Origin of the sequence: Lentzea roselyniae (assembly GCF_039537795.1) — a bacterium.
Lineage (GTDB): Bacteria > Actinomycetota > Actinomycetes > Mycobacteriales > Pseudonocardiaceae > Lentzea > Lentzea atacamensis.
On record NZ_BAABBE010000001.1, the window covers coordinates 498,521 to 522,599 of the forward strand.

General features: G+C 68.8%; 32 protein-coding genes and 1 tRNA gene. 16 read left to right on the forward strand and 17 right to left on the reverse strand.

Features of this window, described 5'->3' with window-relative positions:
• Positions 1 to 2: 2 nt before the first annotated feature.
• Positions 3 to 482 (forward strand): GAF domain-containing protein, encoded by a 480-nt coding sequence (locus ABFX45_RS02555; RefSeq protein ID WP_109630896.1) that lies wholly within the window; start codon positions 3 to 5, stop codon positions 480 to 482.
• Here ABFX45_RS02555 and ABFX45_RS02560 read toward each other — a convergent pair.
• The 4 genes from ABFX45_RS02560 to ABFX45_RS02575 all read right to left on the reverse strand — a co-directional run bounded on the left by ABFX45_RS02560 (position 475) and on the right by ABFX45_RS02575 (position 2,360).
• Positions 475 to 771: an antibiotic biosynthesis monooxygenase family protein gene (locus tag ABFX45_RS02560; RefSeq protein WP_109630901.1), complete on the reverse strand. Its 297-nt coding sequence runs from the start codon at positions 769 to 771 to the stop codon at positions 475 to 477. The genes ABFX45_RS02555 and ABFX45_RS02560 overlap by 8 nt on opposite strands.
• Before the next feature lie 18 nt (positions 772 to 789).
• Entirely contained in the window at positions 790 to 1,008 is a 219-nt protein-coding gene (locus ABFX45_RS02565) for a hypothetical protein (protein ID WP_346127233.1), read from the reverse strand.
• A 305-nt stretch (positions 1,009 to 1,313) separates the two neighbouring features.
• Positions 1,314 to 1,387: transfer RNA gene (locus ABFX45_RS02570), tRNA-Pro, on the reverse strand.
• A gap of 19 nt (positions 1,388 to 1,406) precedes the next feature.
• Positions 1,407 to 2,360, reverse strand: coding sequence for a metallophosphoesterase (locus tag ABFX45_RS02575; protein ID WP_346127235.1), 954 nt, complete (start codon positions 2,358 to 2,360; stop codon positions 1,407 to 1,409).
• A gap of 68 nt (positions 2,361 to 2,428) precedes the next feature.
• Between ABFX45_RS02575 and ABFX45_RS02580 the strand changes: the two genes are divergently transcribed.
• Positions 2,429 to 2,899, forward strand: a complete 471-nt coding sequence (locus ABFX45_RS02580) for a GatB/YqeY domain-containing protein (RefSeq protein ID WP_109630923.1) — start codon at positions 2,429 to 2,431, stop codon at positions 2,897 to 2,899.
• A 42-nt stretch (positions 2,900 to 2,941) separates the two neighbouring features.
• Here ABFX45_RS02580 and ABFX45_RS02585 read toward each other — a convergent pair whose 3' ends face one another.
• A complete protein-coding gene (locus ABFX45_RS02585; RefSeq protein ID WP_346127238.1) occupies positions 2,942 to 3,658 on the reverse strand; it encodes a haloacid dehalogenase type II in 717 nt (238 codons plus the stop codon).
• A gap of 52 nt (positions 3,659 to 3,710) precedes the next feature.
• Between ABFX45_RS02585 and ABFX45_RS02590 the strand changes: the two genes are divergently transcribed.
• The gene (locus ABFX45_RS02590) at positions 3,711 to 4,370 is read left to right on the forward strand and encodes a GntR family transcriptional regulator (protein WP_109630930.1); all 660 of its coding nucleotides are present in this window, start codon (positions 3,711 to 3,713) and stop codon (positions 4,368 to 4,370) included.
• 39 nt (positions 4,371 to 4,409) lie between these two features.
• Here ABFX45_RS02590 and ABFX45_RS02595 read toward each other — a convergent pair whose 3' ends face one another.
• Both ABFX45_RS02595 and ABFX45_RS02600 read right to left on the reverse strand, forming a co-directional pair.
• Positions 4,410 to 4,733, reverse strand: coding sequence for a hypothetical protein (locus tag ABFX45_RS02595; protein ID WP_346127240.1), 324 nt, complete (start codon positions 4,731 to 4,733; stop codon positions 4,410 to 4,412).
• A gap of 31 nt (positions 4,734 to 4,764) precedes the next feature.
• A complete protein-coding gene (locus ABFX45_RS02600; RefSeq protein WP_346127242.1) occupies positions 4,765 to 7,215 on the reverse strand; it encodes a transglycosylase domain-containing protein in 2,451 nt (816 codons plus the stop codon).
• Positions 7,216 to 7,453: 238 nt separating this feature from the next.
• On the opposite strand from ABFX45_RS02600, the gene ABFX45_RS02605 reads away from it, so the two are divergent.
• Positions 7,454 to 7,744 carry a WhiB family transcriptional regulator gene (locus ABFX45_RS02605; RefSeq protein WP_109630938.1) on the forward strand — a complete coding sequence of 97 codons (291 nt, stop codon included), beginning with the start codon at positions 7,454 to 7,456 and terminating at the stop codon, positions 7,742 to 7,744.
• A 5-nt stretch (positions 7,745 to 7,749) separates the two neighbouring features.
• Here the strand turns inward: ABFX45_RS02605 and bagB are convergent, their stop codons facing one another.
• From bagB to ABFX45_RS02620, 3 genes are read right to left on the reverse strand one after another with little or no spacing between them, the layout of a single operon-like run.
• Positions 7,750 to 8,877: an ATPase BagB gene (gene bagB, locus ABFX45_RS02610; protein WP_109630941.1), complete on the reverse strand. Its 1,128-nt coding sequence runs from the start codon at positions 8,875 to 8,877 to the stop codon at positions 7,750 to 7,752.
• A complete protein-coding gene (gene bagA / locus ABFX45_RS02615) occupies positions 8,874 to 9,866 on the reverse strand; it encodes an ATPase BagA (protein WP_109630944.1) in 993 nt (330 codons plus the stop codon). Before bagA ends, bagB begins: the two co-directional genes overlap by 4 nt.
• A gap of 44 nt (positions 9,867 to 9,910) precedes the next feature.
• On the reverse strand, positions 9,911 to 10,162 hold the full coding sequence (locus tag ABFX45_RS02620; RefSeq protein ID WP_109630947.1) for a hypothetical protein: 252 nt from the start codon (positions 10,160 to 10,162) through the stop codon (positions 9,911 to 9,913).
• Between the two features lie 68 nt (positions 10,163 to 10,230).
• Between ABFX45_RS02620 and sp36 the strand changes: the two genes are divergently transcribed.
• The 4 genes from sp36 to ABFX45_RS02640 are packed head-to-tail and all read left to right on the forward strand — an operon-like array spanning position 10,231 to position 12,590.
• The gene (sp36, locus tag ABFX45_RS02625; protein ID WP_109630950.1) at positions 10,231 to 10,386 is read left to right on the forward strand and encodes a Sp36 family protein; all 156 of its coding nucleotides are present in this window, start codon (positions 10,231 to 10,233) and stop codon (positions 10,384 to 10,386) included.
• Positions 10,383 to 10,835 carry a RidA family protein gene (locus tag ABFX45_RS02630; protein ID WP_346127246.1) on the forward strand — a complete coding sequence of 151 codons (453 nt, stop codon included), beginning with the start codon at positions 10,383 to 10,385 and terminating at the stop codon, positions 10,833 to 10,835. The genes sp36 and ABFX45_RS02630 overlap by 4 nt, the downstream gene beginning before the upstream one ends.
• 1 nt (position 10,836) lies before the next feature.
• Positions 10,837 to 11,439 carry a hypothetical protein gene (locus tag ABFX45_RS02635; protein WP_109630956.1) on the forward strand — a complete coding sequence of 201 codons (603 nt, stop codon included), beginning with the start codon at positions 10,837 to 10,839 and terminating at the stop codon, positions 11,437 to 11,439.
• An 11-nt stretch (positions 11,440 to 11,450) separates the two neighbouring features.
• A complete protein-coding gene (locus tag ABFX45_RS02640) occupies positions 11,451 to 12,590 on the forward strand; it encodes a hypothetical protein (RefSeq protein WP_346127249.1) in 1,140 nt (379 codons plus the stop codon).
• On the opposite strand, the gene ABFX45_RS02645 is transcribed toward ABFX45_RS02640, so the two are convergent.
• Both ABFX45_RS02645 and ABFX45_RS02650 read right to left on the reverse strand, forming a co-directional pair.
• On the reverse strand, positions 12,584 to 13,393 hold the full coding sequence (locus ABFX45_RS02645; RefSeq protein ID WP_346127251.1) for an MBL fold metallo-hydrolase: 810 nt from the start codon (positions 13,391 to 13,393) through the stop codon (positions 12,584 to 12,586). The two genes, ABFX45_RS02640 and ABFX45_RS02645, sit on opposite strands and share 7 nt — an antisense overlap.
• Positions 13,390 to 14,184: an NUDIX hydrolase gene (locus ABFX45_RS02650; protein WP_109630963.1), complete on the reverse strand. Its 795-nt coding sequence runs from the start codon at positions 14,182 to 14,184 to the stop codon at positions 13,390 to 13,392. The genes ABFX45_RS02645 and ABFX45_RS02650 overlap by 4 nt, the downstream gene beginning before the upstream one ends.
• Before the next feature lie 39 nt (positions 14,185 to 14,223).
• Here ABFX45_RS02650 and ABFX45_RS02655 point away from each other — a divergent pair, with 39 nt between their 5' ends.
• Genes ABFX45_RS02655 through ABFX45_RS02665 form a run of 3 tightly spaced genes read left to right on the forward strand, consistent with a single transcriptional unit; the run spans position 14,224 to position 15,895 of the window.
• Positions 14,224 to 14,580, forward strand: a complete 357-nt coding sequence (locus tag ABFX45_RS02655; RefSeq protein WP_346127253.1) for a hypothetical protein — start codon at positions 14,224 to 14,226, stop codon at positions 14,578 to 14,580.
• Positions 14,581 to 14,594: 14 nt separating this feature from the next.
• On the forward strand, positions 14,595 to 15,485 hold the full coding sequence (locus tag ABFX45_RS02660) for a Gfo/Idh/MocA family protein (RefSeq protein ID WP_346127255.1): 891 nt from the start codon (positions 14,595 to 14,597) through the stop codon (positions 15,483 to 15,485).
• Positions 15,482 to 15,895: a tetratricopeptide repeat protein gene (locus ABFX45_RS02665; RefSeq protein ID WP_170154720.1), complete on the forward strand. Its 414-nt coding sequence runs from the start codon at positions 15,482 to 15,484 to the stop codon at positions 15,893 to 15,895. Before ABFX45_RS02660 ends, ABFX45_RS02665 begins: the two co-directional genes overlap by 4 nt.
• Positions 15,896 to 15,930: 35 nt before the next feature.
• Here the strand turns inward: ABFX45_RS02665 and ABFX45_RS02670 are convergent, their stop codons facing one another.
• Positions 15,931 to 16,227, reverse strand: coding sequence for a hypothetical protein (locus ABFX45_RS02670; RefSeq protein WP_233439150.1), 297 nt, complete (start codon positions 16,225 to 16,227; stop codon positions 15,931 to 15,933).
• 68 nt (positions 16,228 to 16,295) lie between these two features.
• Between ABFX45_RS02670 and dnaN the strand changes: the two genes are divergently transcribed.
• Positions 16,296 to 17,387, forward strand: coding sequence for a DNA polymerase III subunit beta (dnaN, locus tag ABFX45_RS02675; RefSeq protein WP_346127258.1), 1,092 nt, complete (start codon positions 16,296 to 16,298; stop codon positions 17,385 to 17,387).
• A gap of 10 nt (positions 17,388 to 17,397) precedes the next feature.
• On the opposite strand, the gene ABFX45_RS02680 is transcribed toward dnaN, so the two are convergent.
• From ABFX45_RS02680 to ABFX45_RS02690, 3 genes are all read right to left on the reverse strand, one after another.
• Positions 17,398 to 18,648 carry an MFS transporter gene (locus ABFX45_RS02680; protein WP_346127260.1) on the reverse strand — a complete coding sequence of 417 codons (1,251 nt, stop codon included), beginning with the start codon at positions 18,646 to 18,648 and terminating at the stop codon, positions 17,398 to 17,400.
• Positions 18,649 to 18,978: 330 nt separating this feature from the next.
• Positions 18,979 to 19,653 (reverse strand): Crp/Fnr family transcriptional regulator, encoded by a 675-nt coding sequence (locus ABFX45_RS02685; protein ID WP_030469453.1) that lies wholly within the window; start codon positions 19,651 to 19,653, stop codon positions 18,979 to 18,981.
• A 207-nt stretch (positions 19,654 to 19,860) separates the two neighbouring features.
• A complete protein-coding gene (locus ABFX45_RS02690) occupies positions 19,861 to 20,100 on the reverse strand; it encodes a hypothetical protein (RefSeq protein WP_109630982.1) in 240 nt (79 codons plus the stop codon).
• 136 nt (positions 20,101 to 20,236) lie between these two features.
• Here ABFX45_RS02690 and nth point away from each other — a divergent pair, with 136 nt between their 5' ends.
• Genes nth through ABFX45_RS02710 form a run of 4 tightly spaced genes read left to right on the forward strand, consistent with a single transcriptional unit; the run spans position 20,237 to position 23,363 of the window.
• Entirely contained in the window at positions 20,237 to 20,944 is a 708-nt protein-coding gene (gene nth / locus ABFX45_RS02695) for an endonuclease III (protein WP_233439251.1), read from the forward strand.
• Positions 20,941 to 21,504: a TlpA family protein disulfide reductase gene (locus ABFX45_RS02700; RefSeq protein WP_346127263.1), complete on the forward strand. Its 564-nt coding sequence runs from the start codon at positions 20,941 to 20,943 to the stop codon at positions 21,502 to 21,504. Before nth ends, ABFX45_RS02700 begins: the two co-directional genes overlap by 4 nt.
• Entirely contained in the window at positions 21,501 to 22,160 is a 660-nt protein-coding gene (locus ABFX45_RS02705; protein ID WP_109630989.1) for an NUDIX hydrolase, read from the forward strand. Before ABFX45_RS02700 ends, ABFX45_RS02705 begins: the two co-directional genes overlap by 4 nt.
• Before the next feature lie 15 nt (positions 22,161 to 22,175).
• Positions 22,176 to 23,363 (forward strand): MarP family serine protease, encoded by a 1,188-nt coding sequence (locus tag ABFX45_RS02710; protein ID WP_109630992.1) that lies wholly within the window; start codon positions 22,176 to 22,178, stop codon positions 23,361 to 23,363.
• On the opposite strand, the gene ABFX45_RS02715 is transcribed toward ABFX45_RS02710, so the two are convergent.
• Complete coding sequence (locus ABFX45_RS02715) at positions 23,281 to 24,057, reverse strand: TetR/AcrR family transcriptional regulator (protein WP_346127266.1); 777 nt, start codon at positions 24,055 to 24,057, stop codon at positions 23,281 to 23,283. The two genes, ABFX45_RS02710 and ABFX45_RS02715, sit on opposite strands and share 83 nt — an antisense overlap.
• Positions 24,058 to 24,079: the final 22 nt, after the last annotated feature.

Genomic DNA, 24,079 nt, shown 5'->3' on the forward strand with positions numbered 1-24,079 from the left:
GCATGGCCGAAGCGATGGATCGCCTGGCCGAGGCTGCCACGCTGGAGGAAGTCCACCGGATCGTGCGCACCGCGGCCCGTTCCTCACTGGCAGCCCACGGCGCCACGCTGGTGCTGCTGGACGGCGATCTCTGTTACTACGCGGACGAGGACTCGATGAGTCCGCTGTGGAAGGGCCAGCGCTTCCCCGTGACGACCTGCATCAGCGGCTGGGCGATGATGAACCGCCAAACCGTGGCGATCAGGGACATCCGCTTCGATCCGAGGATTCCGCAGGAGGCCTACCGGCCGACCTTCGTGCGCAGTCTGCTGATGGCTCCGATCCTGCGCCCCGAACCGATCGGCGCGATCGGCTGCTACTGGGCCGTTCCGCACACCGCGACCCCCGCGGAGACCGAGGCCCTGGAGTCACTGGCCCTGGCGGCAGGCGTTGCGCTGGAACGCTTCCCCGAGGGCCTGCCCGCACGGGGCTTCTTCAGCTGACGTCCCGGAAGTGCCGCAGCTTGAGCGGCTGCCGCAGGTACTCGTCCTCATCCGGAAAGGTCACCGGATCGGTGCGCCAGTTGGGTCCCGCGTAGCCCTCGAGCGCTTGCTCGTCCCGCCACCGGCTCACGTACTGCACCTTCTGCGGGTCGTCCAGGTCCACCAGCACCTGGTGCGCGAGAAGGCCTTCGTAGGTCTCGGGGAACGTCTTGACGAGATCCCGGACCCGCTCGACGAACTCCTGCTCACGCCCGGCTTTCACGAGCGCTTCGGACACACGAGTGATCATGCGCCCGATCGTAAAGTCTCAGCGGAGCTCTTCCTCGAAGATCCGGTCAGCCTGCCGCGAGGCGCGCGACAACGCCTTGACCGCGGTCAGGACCACGACGAAGCCGGCGGACACCGCGGCCGTCATCCAGGCCGACGTCAGCATGTAGACGATCGCAAGCGACTGCAGCACCACAACGGCCTTGGCTGCGAGGACGATCCACGACCTGTGGATGGGTTTAGCGGCGGCGGAGTCCATCACTTGCTTCTCCCGACTTTCAACGAGTGCCGAACCACAGCCTTCGTCGTCTGGATCTAGATGCCCGTTACGCACCGTGAGTTGAACCGTCAACCTTCACTCGGAAGGCTTAACGCAACGTGCGCGTTCCGTATTGTTTGGTGCGGAACGGTGGCACTGCGTCATGTAGACGCGGTGACCTCCGCGGTCGCCCGTGTCGAGTCGCGTCACACGATCGGGTGGCTTTCCTGGACGATCCATGGCCTTTGCCGGAAAACAAAAATCGGGCCGATTCCACTGCAACATGGAATCGGCCCGATTTTTAATCGGGGTGACAGGATTTGAACCTGCGACCTCTTCGTCCCGAACGAAGCGCGCTACCAAGCTGCGCCACACCCCGGCTGGGAACGAGTAGAACTCTACATCATGTCCGCCCCAGCTCCGAAACGGACCCCCTCATTCCGGCCCTGACCAGGCGTAACAGGTCGAGGAACCAAGGTCAGCAGGGAAGCCTCCGGAGGGCAGCAGAACCGCACCGGCGCATACGGCGAAGTGCCCATCCCGGCGGACACGTTCATCCACATGTGCGAACCCCACCGCGACACACCACGAGCGCGACCGCGATCCAGTTCGCAGTTGGTCACCAATGCGCCGTAGAACGGCACGCGCAGCTGTCCGCCATGGGTGTGCCCGGCCATCACGAAGTCGTAGCCGTCAGCCGCGAAGGGGTCCAGAACGCGCGGTTCGGGGGAGTGCGTGACGCCGAGGCGCAGTGCGGCGCGCGGGTCTGGCGTGCCTGCGATGTCCGCGTACCGGTCGCGCTTCAGGTGCGGGTCGTCGAGGCCGGCGGCGAAGATCGTCTGGCCGCCCACCTCGATCGTCCGGCGGACGTGGGTCAGGTCGACCCAGCCGCGCTCGATCATGCCGGCGCGGAGGTCGCGCCACGGCAGCGTCACGCCGTGGATGCGCTTGGTCTTGGAGGACGGCAGGAGGTAGCGCACCGGGTTCTTGGGCTTCGGGGCGTAGTAGTCGTTGCTGCCGAACACGAACACGCCCGGACGGTCGAGCAACGGGCCGAGCGCGCGCAGCACCGCGGGGACGGCGTCCTTGTGCGCGAGGTTGTCGCCCGTGTTGACGACCAGGTCGGGGTTCAGGTCGTTCAGGGCCGCTACCCAGCGCTGCTTAGACACCTGGTTGGGCGTCATGTGCAGGTCTGAGATGTGCAGCACACGGATCGGGCGCGCGCCCGGCGACAGCACCGGCACGGTGGCGGTGCGCAGGGTCCAGTGCCTTCTCTCGATTCCCGCCGCGTACGCGATGGTCGCGGTGCCGAGTGCGGTCGTGGCGAGGAGGGCGCGGCCGAGCTTGTTCACGTGTCAAGGGTACGGAAGGCGGTTAACTCGATCGGCGCGGCATCGGGTGGGCTGTACCGTTCTGCGCCATGGCGGAGTTGAAGACGCGGCTGCAGAACGACCTGACTGCGGCCATGAAGGCCAGGGAGAACGTCACGGCCGGTGCGTTGCGCATGGCGCTCACGGCGGTCACCAACGAAGAGGTCTCGGGCAAGCAGGCTCGCGAGCTCAGTGACGACGAGGTCGTGAAGGTCCTCACGCGCGAGGCGAAGAAGCGCAAGGAGGCCGCCGAGGCGTTCGCCGGCGCTGGTCGCACCGAGCAGGCGGAGCTGGAGCGCAAGGAGCTCGCCGTGCTGGAGGCCTACCTTCCCGCCCAGCTCGACGACGCCGAACTCGCATCCATTGTGGACAAGGCGGTCGACGCCGTTGCCGCGCAGCTCGGTGAGGCGCCGGGGCCGAAGCAGATGGGCCAGGTCATGAAAGCCGTCAACGCCGAGGTCGCCGGACGTGCCGAGGGCGGTCGTGTAGCCGCCGCGGTGAAGGCCAGGCTGACCTCCTGACACGACGTGCCGCAGCGGGTGACCCGCTGCGGCACGCCAACTTCAAAACGCCTTGTCCACCGCGTCCGCGAACTCGCCCATCGAGCCGAACTCCAAGCCGTAGCTGAACTCGCCGGACGGCTGCGGCGTCGCGCCCCAGCCCGGCTTGTCGTGCCGCCGGTTGATCCACACCGACGGCAGTCCCTCCCGCTTGGCCGGAACGTGGTCGTGGAACAGGCTCTGCGCCACGTGCAGCAGCTCCGAACGGTCCACTCCCAGCTCTTCGAGCTTCGCGTCCAGCGCCCGGAAGTGGTTCTCGGCCGGCTTGTACGCGCCGACGTCCTCCGCGGTGATGATCGCCGAGAAGTCCCCGCGCAGGTGCCGGTTGCTGCCGGCGAAACCGGCGCGGTGCACGTTGGACAGAATGATCAGCTTGTAGTGGGAAGCCAGGCGTGCCAACGCATCGGCGGAGTCGGGGAACGCCGGCCAGTCCGGCACCGACGAGCCGAGCCGCTGCGCCCACTCGTCGCTCACCTCGCGCCCGAGCGCCTCTCCCGTCCGGCGGAATGCGGTTGCCAGCACGTCCGGGTACAGCGCGGCCGGTGTCTCCGCCTCGACGGCCGCCTCCTGATCGCCGTAGGCCAGCAGCAGTTCCTCGTCGGAGAGGTCGAGCCCCTGTTCGCGCGCCCACGGTGAGAGCACCGCGGCGATACCGGTCTCCCAGTCGATGAGCGTGCCGTAGCAGTCGAAGCTGAGTGCCCGGAACTTCGTCAGGTCCATGAAGAGAACTGTAATACAGTTGAACTGTAGGGCAACCGGTTAAACTGGCCGCATGTCAGCCCTCGACGGCCTCGAAGTGCGCCGCACGACCACGGCCCAGCAGTTGGCCGACGGCCTCTCCGAACGGATCATGGCTGGCGCCTTCGGTCCTGGTGACAGGCTCAGGGAGAGCGCCATCGCCGCCGAGCTGGGGGTCGCGCGGAACACCATCCGCGAGGCCGTGCGGATCCTCGAGCTCACCGGGCTGGTTCGGTACGAGGTCAACCGCGGCGCTGTCGTCATCGCCCCGACGCCGGAGAACGTCGAGGCCCTCTACACCGCCCGCGAACGCCTGGAAACGGCCGCGGCCGCCCGGACCCCGAGCCCCGCGCAGCTCGACGCGATCACCCGCGCGTTCGACGACCTGGTGGACGCGGCGCAGACCGGCGACCTCCCTGCGATCGTCGACCGCGACCTGGCCTTCCACCAGGCGATCGTGGCGGTGCTGGACAGCACCCGGCTCGACGACTTCTTCGCCGCGATGACCAAGGAGCTGCGCTTCTACCTCACGGTGCTCACGAAGTCGGAGGCACCGGACGAGGTCGTCGCCGACCACAGGCGCATCCTCGACGCCTTCCTCGCGGGCGATCGCGATCGGGCGGTCGCCGAGATCCGCGCGCACATCGACACGAGCGTCCAGCAGCTCAAGCAGGTGCTCGCCGAACGCCGCTAGGAGACTCGTTGCCCGCGAGCACCACGAAGCGTCTACTGGTCAGACGGGATCGGTGAACGAGATCGGCTTGCCGGTGGCGCGGGCATATGCGATCTCCCTGCTCCTGGACTCGCCGATGTACCCGCCGGGGTTGACGACCAGAACCCGGTCAGCGAGGTCGATCTTGCGCAGGTGGAGGGTGTGCAGCGCGGTCTTCTGCTCGTTGGTGATCAACTCGTCTGCTTCATGATCCTCGGCGCGTGTGAAGACGCCCGGCGCGACGACGATGACACCTGCGAAGGTCAGATCACGGTTCGCCGCACGCATCTCGTCCACGAACCGGGTAGAGCCGCAGATGCAGACGATCTCAGGTCGGTCGGGCACGGCTCAGTCCTTTGGCGACACGGCCCAGGGCCTACCTCCTGGGCACGCCGGGTGGTTCGGTCGGCAGCGTGATCGGTGGTGGCTCGTTCGGGTTGCCGGGATTGCCCGGTTCGTTCGGGTTGCTGCCCGGCGTCTCGCTCGGCACCGGCGGAGGCACGTAACCAGAGCTCACCGACAGCGTGACGACCGTGCCGCGCAACGCGTTGCCGCGCGGCGTCTGGCTCACGACCGTCCCCTTCGGCTGGTCGGAGTTGACCGTCTGCTGGCTCACCTTGTAGCCGGCCTGCTCCAGGATCCGCACCGCGTCGTTGATCTGGCGGCCCACCACGTCGGGGATCTGGATCTCCTTGCCGCCCTTGAGGTACCGCTGCTCGACCGGCGGCAGCTGCGACACCGGCAACGGCGCGTGCAGCTTCGTCATCGTCTCGAACCACGTTTTGGCGGGGATCGTGCCGCCGAAGATGTCGCCGTCGCGGCACAGGCGCGGTCGGCCGCCGATGCAGATCGGCCTGGGGCTGGTGCCGTCGTTGAACGTCTGCACGGCGCCCGCGAAGTCCGGGGTCGCGCCGATGAACGCCGCCGACTTGTACTCCTCGGTGGTGCCCGTCTTGCCGATCATCGGCCGGTTCCACTTGACCGCGCGGGCGGCCGCCGCCGCGGTGCCGCGGTCCTGGTCGTCCTTGCTCATGCCGGCGGCCAGGCCGTTCGCGAGACCCTCGGCGACGACCTGCTCGCACGGCGCCTCGTTCACGGCGACGGCCTTGCCGTTGCGGTCCAGCACCTTGGCGATCGGCGTGGGCGGGCACCACTTGCCGCCGCTCACGATCGTGGCGGCGACGTTCGCGAGCTCCAGAGTGGACACCGGTGCGGGCGACAGCGTGAACGACGCGTTGCCGCCGTTCTGCTTGAAGAACTCGGTCTGCGAGATCCGGTTCTGCTTGTCCTTGGCCTTCGGGTCGGGACGGATGCCCTGCAGGTTCGTCGCCATCGTCTCGCGCATGCCGAGCCGCGAGGCCATGTCGACGACCGCGTCCATGCCCGTCTGCTCTTCCAGGATCACGAAACCGGTGTTCGGTGAGGTCTGCAGGGCCTGCTGCAGCGTCATCGACGACGGGTAGCTGTTGTCGAAGTTGTTCAGGCAGTACCAGCGCGTACCGGGCTCACCGGTGCTCGGGCAGCGCTGGGCGCCACCCTTGAAGACCCGCGACGTGTGCGAGCTCGGGGTCGGGATGACGTTCTCGATCCCCAGGCCCTTCTCCATCGCGGCGGCGGCGGCGAAGACCTTGTAGACCGAGCCCGCGCCGAACTTGTTCTCCACGCCGCTCGGCAGGTCGTACGTCGTCTGGCGCTGGTCGGCCTTCAGGCCGTAGTCGCGGTTCGCGACCAACGCGAGCACCTCGTGGCGTTCCTTGCCCGGCTTGACGATCGCCATCGTGTTCGCGATGCCGTCGGTGGTCTTGGCCACGCCCGCCTCGGCCGCCGCCTTCGCCTGCGAGGTGACCCCTCGGTCCAAAGTGGTCTGAATGGTGTAGCCGCCGGTGCGCAGCTGCTCTTCGCTGAAACCCGCGCGCTGCAAGTAGTTCACCACGTACGAACAGAAGAAACCGTTTTCCGGGCCGGCGCCGACACAACCGTTCGGTGGTGTGCGAACAGGGTTCGCGAGTCCGAGGCCTTCCTTCTTCGCGGCCTCACCGGCATCGTGCGAGAGCTTGTCGTTCTCGACCATCCTGTCGATCACTTGATTACGTCGCTGCAGCGCTTTGTCCGGATACGCCTCGGGGTCGAGCGCTGACGGGCTGTTCACCATTCCGGCGAGCATCGCGGCTTGTGGAACCGTCAACTTGTCCGGCGTGGTGTTGAAGTAAGCCTGCGCCGCCGCCGCGATGCCGTAAATGGTGGACCCGAAAGGAACGACGTTCAGGTACCTGGCGAGGATCTCCTCCTTGCCGAGCTTTCGCTCCAGCTGCAACGAGATCCGCGCCTCGCGCATCTTGCGCGCGATGGTCTGCTCCTGGGCCTTGGCCTGCTCCAGCTTGTTGTTCCTGGCGACGACGTGGACCAGGTAGTTCTTGACGTACTGCTGGGTCAGCGTGGACGCGCCCTGCGTCACCGCGCCGCTGACCTGGTTCGTCAGGCCGGCGCGGATGGTGCCCTTCCAGTCCACGCCCTGGTGTTCGTAGAACCGGCGGTCCTCGACCGAGATCAGCGCCGCCTTCATCGTCGGCGAGATCTTCTCCGGTGGTGTCAGGACTCTGTACTGGTCGAACAGGTAGGCGATCGGCTGCCCGTCCTTGTCCGTGACCGTGGTGATCAACGGGGGATCTGTGGTCACGAGGTCGGCGGAGATGCTGTCCACGGTGTCGCTGGCGCGGTTGGACACGAGGCCCGTCGCGCCCACCACGGGGAACAGCATGCCGGCGAGGAGAACCCCAGCCAGCAGGCACAGGCCGAGCATCTTGAGCACGCCATTCCTGACTCGCACGCAGGTCAGCGTACGCCGTACACGAACGGGTGACTGTGATCAGTAAGGGTCGTTACTCAGCATGAGTAGGGATACGCAAGACAGGTAACAGTCGGGTGACCCAGGGTTGGACGTGGAACCGAACGGCACTACAGTCCGTCAACGTCCAAGGAATGCAGCCGTAGCTCGAACGCTACGGCATCCGTGGCAGGGGTGTGGCGGATTTTCCACATTTGGACAGCACTGAGGAGTGGGGGATATGAACCAGGGGGATTGGCGTATCAACGCTTCGTGCCGTGATGAGGAGCCGGACCAGCTCTTCGTCCGCGGTGCGGAGCAGCGCAAGGCGAAGCTCGTGTGCCTGGGTTGCCCGGTGCGCATGGAATGCCTGGCCGAAGCGCTGGACAACAGGATCGAGTTCGGGGTCTGGGGAGGCATGACCGAGCGCGAACGCCGTGCTCTGCTGCGCCGCCGTCCGGACGTCGACTCGTGGTTCGAGTTGCTCGACAACGCACGTCAGGAGCACCTCGAGGACACGAGGGTCGGCTAGGGGCACTACTCCCCGGCGAGTCGGCGACCTATCTCCCGAAGGCCGTCGAGGTCGTGCACGTCAGCGGGTAGCGCGGGCACGCCGACCAGCGAAACACCGGGGTGAGCACGTGTGAACCGGGCCAGCAGCCGCTTTTCCCGATCGGCGACTGCTACCCGGTCCGCATGCAGCCGGAGAACTGCCGCGGCGAGCGGCGCCTCACCGGAGCGGTCCAGGTCGTCCGCTGCGGCGAGCGCCTTCGCCGCGGGCAGGTCCGTCGCGATGACGGGATGCGTCCTGTTCGCGACGAGCCCGCACAACGGCATGTTCTCGGCACTGAGCCGCTCGACGAAATAGCTCGCTTCGCGCAACGCGTCCGGTTCAGCCGCCGCGACCACCACGAATCCGGTGCCCGGTGAACGGAGCAGTTCGTACGTGCGCTGCGCACGTTCGCGGAATCCGCCGAACATGCTGTCGAACGCCTGCACGAACGTCGAGGCGTCCTGCAGCAGCTGGCCGCCGACGATCGTGGACACCGCACGCGTGAAAAGGCTGAAACCGGTTCCGACGATCTTGAGCAGGCCACGCCCGCTCGCACGCGCCGGTGCCGAGAGCATGCGGATGAACTTGCCGTCGAGCACCGTCGACAACCGCTGCGGCGCGTCCAGGAAGTCCAGGGCGCTGCGGCTCGGCGGGGTGTCGACGATGATCAGGTCCCACTCGTCCTGCGCCACCAGCTGGCCGAGCTTCTCCATCGCCATGTACTCCTGCGTGCCGGAGAACGACGAGGAAATGGTCTGGTAGAAGGGGTTCGACAGGATCTGGTCGGCCCGGTCGCGGCCCGCGTGGGTCAGCACCATGTCGTCGAACGTGCGACGCATGTCGAGCATCATCGCGAACAGCTCGCCCTTGGGCTCGAAGCCCTCGACGACGACCTCGCGCGGATGGTTGTCCAGTTCCCGCAGGCCCAGCGACTGCGCGAGGCGGCGGGCCGGGTCGATGGTCAGCACGACGACGCGCCGGCCGCGTTCGGCAGCGCGCAACGCCAGCGCCGCCGCGGTCGTCGTCTTGCCGACGCCGCCGGAACCGCAGCAGACCAGCACCCGCGTCGCCGGGTCGTCCAGCAGCGGATCGAACTCGAGCTTCTCCGTCACCGCACACCTGCCGCGACCAGCACCTCGGCCAGCTCGTACAGCGCGGCCACGTCCACCCCGTCCGTCAGCTCCGGCAGCTCGAACGTCGGCAGGTCCGAGTGGCTGAGCAGCTCCATCGCCTCCTGTTGCGACTGCACCCGGATGGCGTGCTCCACCGTCTCGTCGACCAAACCCTCGAGCGTGAACTCGTCGAGATCCAGACCGGCGGAGACGAGCCCGGTGCGCACCCGTGCCGCGTCGACCCTGCCCTCGGCGGCGACCTGCACGGAACGGACCGGCAGTCGTGCCGGGTGAACCCGGTTGACCAGGACCGCGCCCGGTCGCAGGTCGGCGCCGTCCAGTTCGGCGACGGCGTCCAGCGTCTCGCGCACCGGCATCTCCTCCAGCAGCGCCACCAGGTGCACCGCCGTGTCGCCGGAGTGCAGCAGGCGCACCACGCCCTCGCTCTGTCCCTTGATCGGCCCGACCTTGGCGAGATCGGCCATGGCCTTGGTGACGTCCAGGAACTTGACCACGCGCCCGGTCGGCGGCGCGTCCAGCACCACCGCGTCGTAGACGTGGCGGCCGTCCTTGCCGGTACGGTTCACGCACTCCTTGACCTTGCCGGTCAGCAGGACGTCCCGCAGGCCGGGCGCGAGCGTGGTGGCGAACTCGATGGCGCCCATCTTGCGCAGCGTCCGTCCCGCGAAGCCGAGGTTGTAGAACATCGCGAGGTACTCCAGCAGCGCGGCCTCGGCGTCGATCGCGAGCGCGTGCACCTCACCGCCGCCGGGAGCGGACGCGATCCGTTCCTCCGCGTAGGGCAGCGGGGCGCGGTCGAAGAGCTGGGCGATGCCCTGCCGGCCCTCGACCTCGATCAGCAGCACCCGGCGGCCGCCGGTGGCCAGCGCGAGGGCCAGCGCGGCGGCGATCGTGGTCTTCCCGGTGCCGCCCTTGCCGGAGACCACGTGCAGGCGGGCTCGGGTCAGCTCCTCGGTCCACGACGTCACACGTCCAGACTAGGTGTGAATCAGTTGAGACGTGGACCTGTCGGTCAATCCATCATGGTGAGGAAGAAAACGGCCATCGCGGTTGCGGCGACCAGCGCCCACGCGACGACCGACGGCAGCCACAACGCGATGCTGACCGTGATCACGGCCACGACCACGAGCCCGATCAGCCCCGCGCGAACGACGTCCGCGCGCTGACTGTGCTTGCGATCACGCACCTGCGCCATGGCGACGAGAACCATCACCAGTCCGCCCACACCGAACAGGCTGGTAGCGATGATCCGCCAGGTCTCCATGTGATCAAGGTAGCTCGAAGGGCGAGAACCACGCAGGCGTCGTTCGGGTGGCGCGTTAGGCTCGGCGCATGACGAAGTGGGAGTACGCGACCGTGCCGTTGTTGATCCACGCCACGAAGCAGATCCTCGACCAGTGGGGCGACGACGGCTGGGAGTTGGTCACCGTGCTGACGAACCCGACCGGCGAGCAGCACGTCGCGTACCTGAAGCGGGTGAAGGGATGACCTGGAGCGCCCGCCTGAAGGAGCTCGGCATCGAGCTGCCCGGCGTCGCCGCCCCGCTCGCCGCCTACGTGCCCGCGATCCAGTCCGGCTCGCACGTCTTCACCTCCGGCCAGCTGCCGTTCGTCGACGGCAAGCTGCCCGCCACCGGCAAGGTTGGCGCGGACGTCTCGCCGGAGGAGGCGAAGGCCTACGCCAGGACCTGCATCCTCAACGCGCTCGCGGCGGTGCACGACCTCGTCGGCGTTGACTCGATCAAGCGAATCGTGAAGGTTGTTGGCTTCGTGGCCTCTGCCGAAGGCTTCACGGGTCAGCCTGGTGTCGTGAACGGTGCCTCCGAGCTGCTCGGGGAGATCTTCGGCGACGCGGGCAAGCACGCCCGGTCGGCCGTGGGGGTGGCCGAGCTGCCGATCGGCGCTCCGGTGGAGATCGAACTGATCGTCGAGGTGTGACATGTCGGACACGTGCCACGAACTGCTGCTGCGGCTTGCCGGACGCCTCCCGGACGACCTGCTCTGGCGGTACCGGGACTGGGCGGCTTCTGACGCATATGCGGTGCTAGCGCGGTCGTTGCCGCGCACGCTGCTGCACGGGCGCATTCCTCTGACTGAGCACGAACTCCGCCTTTTGCAGGATGCGCTGGTGCCCTATGGGGCCGAACCAGGTGCTGTCAGTTCGGTCAAAGGGCTGGACGAACTGCCACCCACCGACTACACCTTTTCCCCGGAGTCACCCGATCGGGTGCCGATGGGGGATTCCGCGACCGTTGTGCTCGGTGCCACGCTACGAGGCCGGCACGGGGTCGGTGAGGTTCGCTCCTGCTGGCGCATCGGTCCCTCCGGGGTCAACCGCGTCCTGCTGGTCGCCGCCACCACCGGCCACGCCCGGCTGACCGGCGAGTTGCAGCGCGTTCTGCGGGCGTTGGGCGAACACGACCCGTGCGTCGAGGTCGTGCCGTCCGGTCTGGACCTTCCGCCCTACCACCGGGCGGCGTTGGCGGCATCGGAGCTGGTGTGCGCCGGCGCCGAGTCCGAGGAGCACCTGGTGCTCAGCTAAGGAGAACTGACGTGACGAACGACGGTGTCGGCCTGCCGGTCCGTCTCCACGATCTCCTGCTGTCGATGGCCGGGCGCGTCGACGACGACGCCCTGTCACAGGCACGCGAGTTCCTCGCGGTCGGGGAGCTGGACCGGGCGGTCGAGCTGCTCGTCGGCACTCTTCTCGCGGGCAGCATCCCGGTGCTGCCGGACGAGAGAGCGGCCCTCACGTGGGCGCTGCGCGAGGTGCGCTCCGACGCGTCCCTGACCGACCGCCTGCCGGTCGTCGAGGTGCTGCCGTTCGTGCGTCACCGCTTCACCGCCGAGAGCGACCCGGTCGCCGACCTGGCCGGTGTGCTGACCCGCGCGGTGTCGGTGCTGCCGGACGTCCGCGCGGTGCGCTGCGTCTGGCGTTCCTCCCCGGCGGGTTCGACGCCCGGCCCGCTGCCGCAGCGGATCGTGCTGGTGGACGTCGGCCCGCAGGGCTTCGCGCCCGCGACCGCGTACCGGGTCGACACGGTGCTGCGCAAGGCGGGTGTCCGGGCCTCGGTGGAGGTCCTGACCGTCGGCGCGCAGCTCAGCGACTACCACGCCTCCGCGACGACGGCCTCGCGCCCGGTGTCGATCTCCGGCGCACCGATGCCGCCGCAGCCGTCCGCTCCGGCGATGGCCCACGAGCCGGCCGCGGCCTGGTTCGACCAGTCAGAAGAACTTCCCGCTCCGGCGCCGGTGGCCGAGCCGACACCGGCGCCGGAGCCTGTGGAAGAGACCGGCTCACGTCGCACGCGCACGAACAACACGACGGCTTTGGAGGGCTCGCAGCCGTTCCCGCCGAAGCCCGTGAAGCGGATCTCGATGGCTCCCGCCGAACCGGAGATCGAGGCCCTGCCCGAGCCCACGCCGATCAACAGGGCCGAGGTGACCACGGAGCTGAAGCCGGACGAGCTGGCAGCCCTGCAGGCCGCCCTCGCCGAGTCGCCGGAGCCGTCCTCCGTGGACGCGAACCTGAGCGAACGGGAGCGGGCCCTGCTGCAGCAGCTGCACGAGGAGCTGGCGCAGCGGGAGCAGACCGGGGCGAAGACGACCGACAGCGGCCGTTGGCAGATCGACCGGTCATCGGCGCGTCAGTCGGCGTTCGGCGCGGCGAACAACGGGCACCAGCCTCAGTAGCCGCTGCGCAGGTACTCCAGCTGGGCCCGCACGGACCACTCCGCCGCGGGCCACAGCACCCTGTCGACGTCCGCGTAGACGACCTCGACGACCTGTCGCGGGGTCGGCGTGCCGCCGAGTGCCTCCACGGCACTCCTGACCTGTTCCAGGCGCTGGGTGCGGTGCGCGAGATAAGCGCGTGCGGCGTCGCCGGCGTCGGCGAGTTCCGGTCCGTGGCCCGGCAGCACCGCGGTGTGCTCCGGCAGTTCGGCCAGCAGCTTGAGGGACTCGAAGTAGTCGCCGAGCTTGCCGTCGGGGTGGGCCACGATCGTCGTGCCGCGGCCCAGGACGGTGTCGCCCGTCAGCACCGCCTCGCCGTCGATCACGAAGCACAGCGAGTCGCTGGTGTGGCCGGGAGTGCCCAGCACGCGGAGTTCCAGTCCGGCGCTGGTGATCACGTCGCCGTCCACGAGGCCCTCTGAGCCGTGGGTGAACGTCGGGTCCAACGCGCGCACCGGGGCGTTGACCAGTTCGGCGAACGTGCGGGCACCCTCGGAGTGGTCGGGGTGGCCGTGCGTCAGCAGGATCTCGGCGATCGGCCCGTACGACGCGATGCGCTTCAGGTGGGCCTCGTCGAGCGGACCGGGGTCGATCACGACGTACGACGAGGCGTCCGGGGCCTTCAGGAGCCACGTGTTGGTGCCGTCGAGCGTCATCGGCGACGGGTTGTCGGCCAGCAGCACGGCGGCGTGCGGCGTGACCTGGCGCAGTTCGCCGTAGAGCGGGTGGGCGGCGCGGGCGCCGATCAGCGGGGAGCCGCTCACTGGAACACCACCCGGATCGTGTCGCCGTCGCGGATCAGCTTGGGGATGATCTTCTCGACGCTGCGTTCCTCCGCCATGACCTTCTCGACGGTGCCGAGCGCGCCGATCTCGTCGAGGGTGCGCCAGGTGGGCGGCATGAGCATGCGGCGGCCCTCCTGGGCGTCCTGGACGGCTTCTGCCGGGCTTTGCCAGGACGCGTCGGAGGCTTCGGTGGTCTCGCCGTCGGCCCGCTGGCCCTCCGGCAGGGCGGCCACGAAGAAGCGGGTGTCGTAGCGGCGGGGCTCATCGAGCGGGGTGACCCAGTTGGCCCACGGGCGCAGGAGGTCCGCTCGCAGCACCAGGCCCTCGTTCGCGAGGAACTGGGCCAGGGAGATCTCGCGGTCGACCAGTTGCCTGCGTGCGGTGGCGTAGGCGGAGGTGTCGGCGACAACCGAGTGCGGGGTGGGCCCTGCCAGCAGGACACCGGACTCCTCGAACGTCTCCCGGACGGCCGCGCAGACGAACGCACGGGCTGTGGCGGGGTCGACGCCGAAGATCGAGCCCCACCACTCCGGTGACGGACCGGCCCAGGCGACGGAGGTGTCGGCGTCGCGCTGGTCCACGCCGCCGCCGGGGAAGACGGTCATGCCGCCCGCGAACGCCATGTCCTTCACGCGGCGCAGCAGGAAGGCTTCGACGCCGTCGGCACCGTCCCGCAGGAGCACCACGGTGACGGCGTCGCGGGGCTGCGCCGGTTGAGCGGACGGCGCGGTGGGTACCAGGTTTCCCGGCAAGGTCATGTCGTCGGGCATTCTCCGAGCGTACGACCGCGCTTACCCGAGGATGGTGTGATGGCGACGAAGGTCTCCGGCTGCCTGGTGAAGATGCTGCTGTTCCTGCTCGGCGCGGTGATGGGCACCGGCCTCACCGCGGTGGCGGGCGTGCTGATGTTCGTGCCTGACCGCACCACCGTGATCAGCGTCGATCCGACGTCCACGGGACCAGGCGTGTACGTGAAGAAGGTCGAACGGCTCGTCGGCGGCACCTACTACGAGATCTGGCTGGGCCCGTCGCCCGACCGCGGTCATGTGGTGACGGTGCCGGGCGGCTGGGATCACGACCCGGAGCGCGAGACCACCGACGGCGGCCTGCGCCTGAAGTTCGACAACGGCGGTGAGATCTTCGTGCCCAAGGCCAGTTACTCCTGAGGCAGGATGTGCGAGTGGACGAACAGCTGCGCGTAGGACTTGTCGGTGCGGGCCCGTGGGCTCAGATGATCCACGCTCCCGGAATCGCGAACCACCCCGGCACGACGCTGACGGGCGTGTGGGCGCGCCGCCAGGAAGCGGCCGCGGAGCTCGCCGGCACCTACGGCGCCGAACCCTTCGCGGACTTCGCGGAAATGCTGTCCACTGTGGACGCAGTGGCGTTCTGCGTTCCTCCCGCCGTCCAGGGCCCGATGGCGATCGAGGCGGCCAACACGGGCAAGCACGTGATCCTGGAGAAGCCGATCGCGGAGTCGGTGGAGGTCGCCGAGCGCCTGGCCGCCGCGGTCTCGGACGCCGGCGTCGCGTCCCTGGTGGTGCTGACCCGCCGCTACGCCCCGGAAACGAAGGAGCTCCTGGCCCAGCTCCACCGCACCGGCGGCTGGACCGGTGCCGACGCGCGCTGGCTGACAGGCGCCCTGCTGGACGGCCCGTTCGCGAACTCCCCGTGGCGGCACGAGAAGGGCGCGCTGGAGGACATCGGCCCGCACGCGTTCGACCTGCTCGACGCCGCGCTGGGCGAGATCACCGACGTGATCGCCGCGAACGTTTCGCCGACCGGGCTCTGGCAACTGATCCTGCAGCACGCTTCCGGCGCCACGAGCACCCTGTCGCTGACCCTGTCGTTGCCGCTGCAGCCACCGTTCACCGACTTCACCGTGTTCGGCGTCAACGGCCACCGGACCCTGAACAGCCGTGACACGTCCGCGCTGGACTGCTTCACGATCCTGCTCGACGACTTCGTGGCCATGGTCGACAGCGGCACGACCACCCACGAGTGCGATGTGCGGCGCGGGCTGCACCTGCAGCGGATCATCGACCTGGCACGGCGCAGGGCAGGTGCGTGAAGTACACGATCGACCCGCAGACCCTGCGGGACATCCCGGACGAGTACGAGGCCTGGACGCAGATCGGGGTCGCGGCGCGGATGCTCGGCGAGCTCGATCTCGCCGAGCGGGCGTTGAGCAAGGCTTTCGAGCTGCGCCCGTCCACGGCGGCACGGTTGCGGCTGGCGCACGTCCTCCAGTGGCAGGGCCGGTTCTCCGAAGCTCACGCGGAGTTCGCGAAGTGCGCGGAGACCGGCGAGATCCCCGACTTCGTGCACCAGCACTGGGGCAAGTGCTACTTCGACGAGGGCCGGTACGCCGAGGCGCTGGAACACTTCCGTGCGGCCTTGGCGCTGAGGGAGGGTGGTGATCCCGCGTTGGTCGAGTCGACGCGGATCGCGATCACCGCGGCTGCTGCTCGCTGTTCGTGAAGTACTCGCGAAGCCTGGCGCTGAACGCGGCCACGTCACCGGTCGGCGCGCCGGACCACTCCTCGTCCCACGCCAACTCGTCCGGAGTCCCCCGATGCCGGACGAACACGCATCCCCACCGCCACCAGCCGTGCGGCCCGAGCCACGGCCGCGGTTTCCGCGACCGTGAGCGAGTCCAGGGTCGCGACGTGCCGCCGCGTCTCCACGAACAGATGTCCCGGCACCCCACCTGGCCGGTGTGAGACGACGACCACGTCGTCGGCGAACACCACCGGCCCTGTCAACGGCCCGGAACCGCGGTGCCTGGCGTAGATCAGACACTCAGCCGACATCCACCGCTCCGATCGGTCCTGACGCCGAGGCGTCAAAATTGTCAGAGGTGCTCGCTAGCGTCCCAGCCATGGACCTCACCGCCACGACAGCCGAGCTGGCCGGCGCCGCCGCCGAGGTCGCGCGGCTGCTGCCGACCCGCGTGCTCGACCCGGTGCTCGCCGGGCTCCGCCTCAAAGCCGGCACGAACGTCGAGATCGCGGGCAGCGACCAGGAGCACGCCGTGCGCCTGACCGTGCACGCCACCGTCCACACCGAAGGTGAGGTGCTCGTACCGGCGAAGCCGCTGGCGGCGACACTCCACGCCCTGGACGAGCCGCAGGTGAGGCTCAAGGTGGAAGGTCAGCGGCTGGCGATCCGCACGCCGACGTCGAGGTTCGCGATCCCGCTCCTGGACCTCGGCCACCACCCCGGCGTCCCGGAACTGCCACCGCTGCAGGGCCACATCGACGCGGACAAGCTCAGGATCATCGCGGCGGTCGCGGGCGCGGCGTCCAAGGACGACGCGCTGCCGATCTTCACCGGCATCCGGATCCAGTCGGACGAGCAGAAGCTGCACGTGATGGCGACCGACCGCTATCGCATGGCCTACGCGACGCTGCCGTGGGAACAGAGCGGCCACGTAGACCTGTTGGTTCCGGCGAAGCCCATCGCGGAAGCGGCCAGGCAGGCGACGGGCGAGGTCGCCCTGCACGCCGACGAAGACCGCATCGGCCTCGCGTGGGGCCACAACTCGATCTCCACCGCACTCTTGGCCGCTCCGTTCCCGGACGACCGGGCGCGCCGACTCCTGGAGGCAGTCATCGACAGCACGGTGCTCGTGGACGCGGACGCGCTGGCACGCGCCGTCCGCAGAGCCACGCCCTTCGGCGGCCCGCACCAGGCGGTCACCATCCAGGTCGAGGACTCCGAGCTGCGGATCAAGGGCAACGACCCGCAGCAGGGCGAGTCCGAGGAGTTCGTCAAGGCCACCATCGAGGGCGACCGGCTGACCAAGACGTTCCAGGCGCGCTACCTGGCGGACGCGCTGAAGGCGTTCGCAGGCCGCCGGATCGAGTTGCGGATCCAGGACGGCCTGCGGTCCACCGTGCTCACGTCGACACCGGGCGAGGACGGCGTAGAGCTGACCTACCTGGTGGTGCCGATGCGCTCTGTCGCCTAGTGCCGTGGCACTAGCGGGCCGCCAGCTCCATCTCGGAACGGGCCGGCAGGGGCTCAGCCGGCACGCCACGGCTGACGGTGCCGCGCAGCAGCCACACCGCGAGCGCGATCAGCAGCCCGGCCACACCGGAGGCGACGAACGCCGGCCGCGTGCCGAAGTGCTCGATCAGCTGGCCGGAGAGGCCCTGGCCGATGGCGAGGCCGACGGTCACCGAGGTGATCACCCAGCCGAACGCCTCCGCGGCCATGCCGTTCGGCGTGACCTGCTCGATCGCCGCGGAGTGCGCGGTCGACTGCGGCGTGATCAGCGTGCCGACCACGAACAGCGCGATGCCGAGCCCGACCAGCGTCAGCGGGATCGCCAGCAGCAGCGACAGCAACCCGAACCCGCCCAGCAGCACCGGCAGACGCAGGTGCATCGGGCGCGGCCACGGACGCATGCCGTAGAGCACGCCGAAGATCACCGAGCTGATCGACCACAGCGACAGCATCAGGCCACCCATCGAGGCCTGGCCCGCGGCCTTCGCGAAGGCCGGCACGGCCACCTCGACGAAACCGATGGTCACGCCGAAGCCCAGCGCGGCCAGCGCGACGGTCCGCATGCCCGGATAGGCGAACGCGCCGAGCAGCGGGCGCGGAGCCTGCTCGACCGGGCCCCAGGCGCGCACGACCGGGTTCGAGGCGAACCACAGCGCACCGAGAACCATCATCACGGCACCGACCACCACGCCGGTACCTGCCCACGGAGCCGCCAGCAGCACGCCGGCGAGACCAGGACCGAGGATGAAGAAGACCTCCATGCTGATCGACTCGTAGGCGTAGGCCGCCATCCGCGTCGGGCCGGAGGGCAGCATCCGCTCCCACAGCGCACGCGAGGCCGAGCCCACCATCGGCTCGGTCGCGCCGACGCCGAGGGCCAGCGGGACCAGCACGAACACCGGTGAACCCACCTCGACGGCGATCACGGAGGCGGTGACGAAGAGCGTGAAGAGACCGGTCACGAAGACGAGCGGCCGAGTGGGGCCGAAGCGGTCCATCAACCGGCCCTGGACGACCGAGCCCATCGCCACGCCCACCAGCGCCGCCGCCGAGACCAGGCCGGCGACCGCGAACGAACCCGTCGCGCGCTCCACGTAGAGCAGCAGCGAGAGCCCGACCATCGCGATCGGGAGGCGGGCGAGCAGAGACGCGACCACGGGGCCACGCATGCCGGGGGTCGTCAGGGCAGCACGGTAGTCGGACAGTCGGGCGGAGTGGGACATGTGTACCAGTATGCCAAACCTGGTACGGATGTACCAGATCGGGTGCGCAGGGTCACGATGGTTGCGATTGGGTCACGGGAATGGGATGACCGGGTGAAACATGCAACGAATCGGCCACACAGGAGGTCCTTGAGGGTGAAAGGACTTGAGTGGTCGGGGTGGAGACGTGCGAAAGTTGACTCATCCACCGAGACCAACCTCTGGCTTGAGGGTCGGGGCCTACGCGCCAGAGGGATGGAAGGCACGGTTCGTCGGGGGATGGGCCGTGCAACACAAAGGACCGGTGCGCCACGTCGGGGGTGGCGCCCGGTCCTTTGCGTTGTCTGCGATCTAGCGGGCGCGGCGCGCGAGGCGCTCCGGGTCCAGGATCAGCACGCTCTTGCCTTCGAGTCGCAGCCAGCCGCGGTGCGCGAAGTCGGCGAGCGCCTTGTTCACGGTCTCGCGGGACGCGCCGACGAACTGAGCGATCTCCTCCTGCGTCAGGTCGTGCGTGACGCGGAGCAGGCCGGCCTCCTGTGAACCGAAGCGCTGTGCGAGCTGCAGCAACGCCTTGGCCACACGGCCGGGCACGTCCGTGAAGATCAGGTCGGCCAGCATCGAGTTCGTCCTGCGCAGCCTGCGGGCCAGGGCCCTCAGCAGCTGCTCGGCGATCTCCGGCCGGTTGGTGATCCACTGACGGAGCGCGGGGCGGTCCATGGACACCGCACGCACCTCGGTCACCGTCGTCGCGGTCGACGTGCGGGGACCGGGGTCGAAAATGGACAGTTCGCCGAACATGTCGGAGGGCCCGAAGATCCCCAACAGGTTCTCGCGGCCGTCCGGCGACTTGCGGCCGATCTTCACCTTTCCGGACTGGATGATGTACAGGCGATCGCCCGGCTCACCCTCCGCGAAGATCACGTGGCCACGCGGGAACTCCACCGTCTCAAGGGTCTGCGCCAGCGCCTCTGCGGCTGCCGGATCAACTCCTTGGAAGATGCCCGCTCGCGCCAGGGTCTCGTCCACCTCATCCCTCCTAATCGACGCGACGGCACGCCCACCACCTTCTTTGGCGGTGTCAGCGCCGTGCCGCCGATCACTGCGTTGCAGTCTAAGGGCTGTGTTGTGGATCGCCGCTCGGCTCGCCGTCTTACTAGGGACAACCCGACTGGCTCGATCCAGAGCCCAACGAACCAGCTTACGCCATTCGGGTGGCGGTCGACGCGGGGGTCGTCAGCGCACGCGCTTGCGCACGCTGCCGCGACCGCGGCGACGCAGGCGGAACAGCTCCAGAGCGCGACCGATGCCGTGTCCGTAGAGCGCCTTCACCTCATCGGGGCGGGCGGACTCCAGGAACTCCTCGACCTCGTTCTCCTGCACGGCGACGTGCCGGAGCTTCGCTTCCACGCGTTCCATGAAGAGCGCGAAGAACATGATCACGATCGGGACGACGATCACAAACCAGGCAGTCATGATGCTCCGCAGTGTGGCGCATGTGGGATTCGAGTGCGCGTCTAGGGGGTGGTTCCGGCGTGTTGACTACGCTGAATCTGTGCCCGCAACCAAGAAACCGGAAACCAAACTCGGCTTGACCCGCAGGGCCCGCCGGATGGTGCGCGTGCTTGCCGAGGGGTACCCCGACGCGCACTGCGAGCTGGACTTCACGACGCCGCTCGAGCTGCTCGTGGCGGTCGTGCTGTCCGCGCAGTGCACCGACAAGAAGGTCAACGAGGTCACTCCCGCGCTCTTCGCGAAGTACCCGACGGCCGCCGACTACGCCGGCGCCGAGCGGGTCGAACTCGAAGAGATGATCCGCCCTACCGGTTTCTACCGGAACAAGGCGACGTCTCTGATGGGTCTCGGTGCCGCTCTTGTGGAGCAGCACGACGGTGTGGTTCCGGGCACCCTCGAGGAGCTGGTCAAGCTCCCCGGTGTAGGACGCAAGACGGCCAACGTGGTTCTCGGCAACGCGTTCGATGTGCCCGGCATCACAGTCGACACCCACTTCGGCCGCCTCGTCCGCCGCTGGGGCTGGACCGCGGAAGAGGACGCCGTCAAGGTCGAGCACGCGATCGGCGCGCTCATCGAGAAGCGCGACTGGACCATGGCGTCGCACTGGATCATCTTCCACGGCCGTCGCGTCTGCCACGCCAAAACGCCTGCGTGCGGGGCCTGTCTGCTGATGAAGGACTGCCCGTCGTACGGCCTGGGTCCCGAGGACCCCGACAAGGCGGCGAAGCTCGTGAAGGGCGACGAGAAGCCACATCTGCTGGAGCTTGCCGACCGCGTGCGGTCCGGCGAGAAACTAGTGGGGTGAACAACCGCAGCCGCTGGCTCGTCCTCGCGCTCGTCCTCGGTATCGCGGGCGTCGTGGCGCTCTGGCCGCGTGACAGGTCACCGGAACCGCCGCCAACGCCGACCCGCCCGTCGCAGGACGTGGCGGCGTTGCGCGCGCAGGCCCAGCTGCGGCCGTGCGTGCCCGGTGGTGACGGCGGCGTCGACGTGACGTGCCTCGGCGACGGCACCCGGACGGCCCTCGCGCTGAAAGGGCCGCTCCTGATCAACTTCTGGGCGACCTGGTGTGGGCCGTGCCAGGAGGAGCTGCCCGTGCTCGACTCGTACGCGAAGCAACCAGGTGCCGTCCCGGTCGTCCCAGTTCTTGTGGACAGCAGGGAAGCCGACGGCCTGGAGCTGCTCGCCCGGCTCGGCGTGCGGCTGCCCTCGGTCCACGACGGGGCCGACGCGTTGCGCAAGCAGGTGAAGGCGCCGAACTCGCTGCCGGCGACGTACTTCGTCGGCGCCGACGGCTCGGTCCGGCTCATCACGGACCCGCCGATCTTCAAGGCGCCAGAGCAGGTGGAGAAGGCGGTGCGATGACGGAGGCAACAGAGCCACCCGACTGGATGCAGCGCCTGGCCAAGGCCACCGAGGACATCGACGCACGGACGTTCATGCGGGTCCCGCGCGCTCCTTCGGAGGGCGTCCGCGAGGCGGCGGTGCTGATGCTGTTCGGTGAGGACGAGAACCACGGTCCGGACGTACTGCTGCTGCGCCGCGCGGACACGCTGGGCTCGCATCCGGGCCAGGTCGCGTTTCCCGGTGGGGCAGCGGATCCGACCGACGACGGACCAGTCGCCACCGCATTACGCGAGGCTTACGAGGAGACCGGTGTACTTGCGTCAGGAGTGAGACCACTCGCGCTGCTGCCGGAGCTGTACGTGCCGGTGTCGGGGTTCGTGGTCACGCCCGTGCTCGCCTACTGGGAACAGCCGAGCCCCGTCGCACCTGTCGACCCGGCGGAGACCGCCGCCGTCGCGCGGGTGCCGGTTGCGCACCTCGCCGATCCTGCGAACAGGTTCAGGGTGCGTCACCCTGCGGGCTACGTCGGAGCGGCCTTCTCCGCGCCGGGCATGTTGGTGTGGGGTTTCACCGCGGGGTTGATCAACGGCCTGATCGCGCTCGGCGGCTGGGAACAGCCGTGGGATGCGACCGATGTGCGTGACCTTGAACTAGCGTTGCGCGCTACACAGTGAGGCGGAGGTTGTCGGTTGAACTGGGTTGACCTGCTCGTGCTGGGCCTTGCCGCGATAGCCGCGGTGTCAGGGGCCAGGCAGGGCATGGTCGTCGCGCTACCCGCGTTCGTCGGTGTGCTCGTCGGCCTGATCCTCGGCACGCAGATCGCACCGCTGCTGGTTTCCCAGTTCGAGAACGTCGTCACCAAGGTCGTGTTCGCCGTCGGCATCGTCGTCCTGCTCGTGGCGCTCGGCGAGACGATCGGCGTGTACATCGGGCGGACGATCAAGGCACGGGTCAACGCGTCGCCGTTGCGCGGCGCGGACAACGCCCTGGGTGCGATCGTGCAGGGCCTGGTCGTCTTCGTCGTGGCGTGGATGATCGCGCTCCCGCTGACCTCGGTCGTCGGCCTGCCGGACCTGACGTCGTCGCTCAAGCAGTCGGTGATCCTCGGCAAGGTCGACAAGACCATGCCGCAGGCCGCCCGTGTGCTGTCCGGCGACCTGCAGAAGCTCTTCGACGTCTCGGGCTTCCCCCAGGCGATGGACCCGTTCAACCGCACGCCGCTCAAGGAGGTCGAGCCGCCGAACAGCCAGCTCGCGGACTCGCCGGTGCAGAAGCGGCTGCAGTCCTCCGTGCTCAAGGTCCGCGGCCGTGCGCCGTCGTGCTCGCGTGCCCTCGAAGGCACCGGGTTCGTGATCGCGCCGGAACGCGTCATGACCAACGCGCACGTCGTCGCCGGCACCAACGAGGTGACCGTCGAGGTCGGCCGCGGCCAGTTCGACGCGACCGTCGTGGCCTACGACCCGAAGATCGACATCGCCGTGCTCGCGGTGCCGGACCTGGAGGCCACGCCGCTGCAGTTCCGTTCCGACGAGGTGCAGCCGGGCGAGGACGGCATCGTGCTCGGCTACCCGCTGGACGGCCCGTACAAGGCCTCGCCCGCCCGTGTGCGCGAGCGGATCCCGCTGCTGCGTGGCCCGGACATCTACGACGCCCAGACGGTGACCCGCGACGTCTACACGGTTCGCGCGGAGGTCCGCTCCGGCAACTCCGGAGGCCCGCTGGTCGACCCGAACGGCCGGGTCATGGGCGTGGTGTTCGGTGCCGCCGTCGACGACCCGGAGACCGGCTTCGTGCTCACCGCTCAGCAGGTGCAGGCGATGGTGCAGAAGGCGCCGACGCTGACCCGCCGCGCTTCGACCCAGGGATGTGCTTCCTAGTGGTGTCGTGCCGGGCGGCGATGCCGTCCAGCACGTAGTCGAGGCCCTCGTCGAACACCTGCGTGGGGTCGCGGTCGCTCGACTCGTACATGACCCTGGCCAGCGTCGGGAACTTGCCGGTGGCGAGCATCCGCTCCATGTAGGGGCCGGATGCCCGCTGCCACTGCTCCTCGGTCATGCCGGTGGACCGTTCCGCGCGGAGTTCGGTGATCTCGCCGCGGACCGCGCCGTAGACGTACGCCATCACCGCGCCGACAGCGCTGAGCACCTGGTCGATGTCCTCGAACTGGACGGTGGCGAGCGTGGCCTCGACGTGTGCGAGCGAGTGCGGGCCCTGGTGCGGCCGGGGGCTCAGCAGGTCGATGAACCACTCGTGCCGCTTCGCCGCGTCCCGGATGCCGTGCGCGACATGCCGCAGTCCCGTCCGCCAGCCGACTGACGGACGGGGCGGCGTGATCTCGCGGTAGACCTCGTCGACCATGAGGTCGAGCAGTTCGTCCTTGGTCTCGATGTAGCCGTAGAGGCGCATCGGCCCTGCGTTCAGCGCGGCCGCGACCTTGCGCAACGAGACCTCGTCGAGCCCGCCCTCGTCGGCGAGCCTGATCGCGGCGCTCACGATCAGGTCCCTGCTCAGCGGGGTCGGCGACGGCTTGCTGGGCGGCTCCGGGCGGTCCCAGACGAGTTCGTTCGGCATCGGACTGGACGATACACCGTCT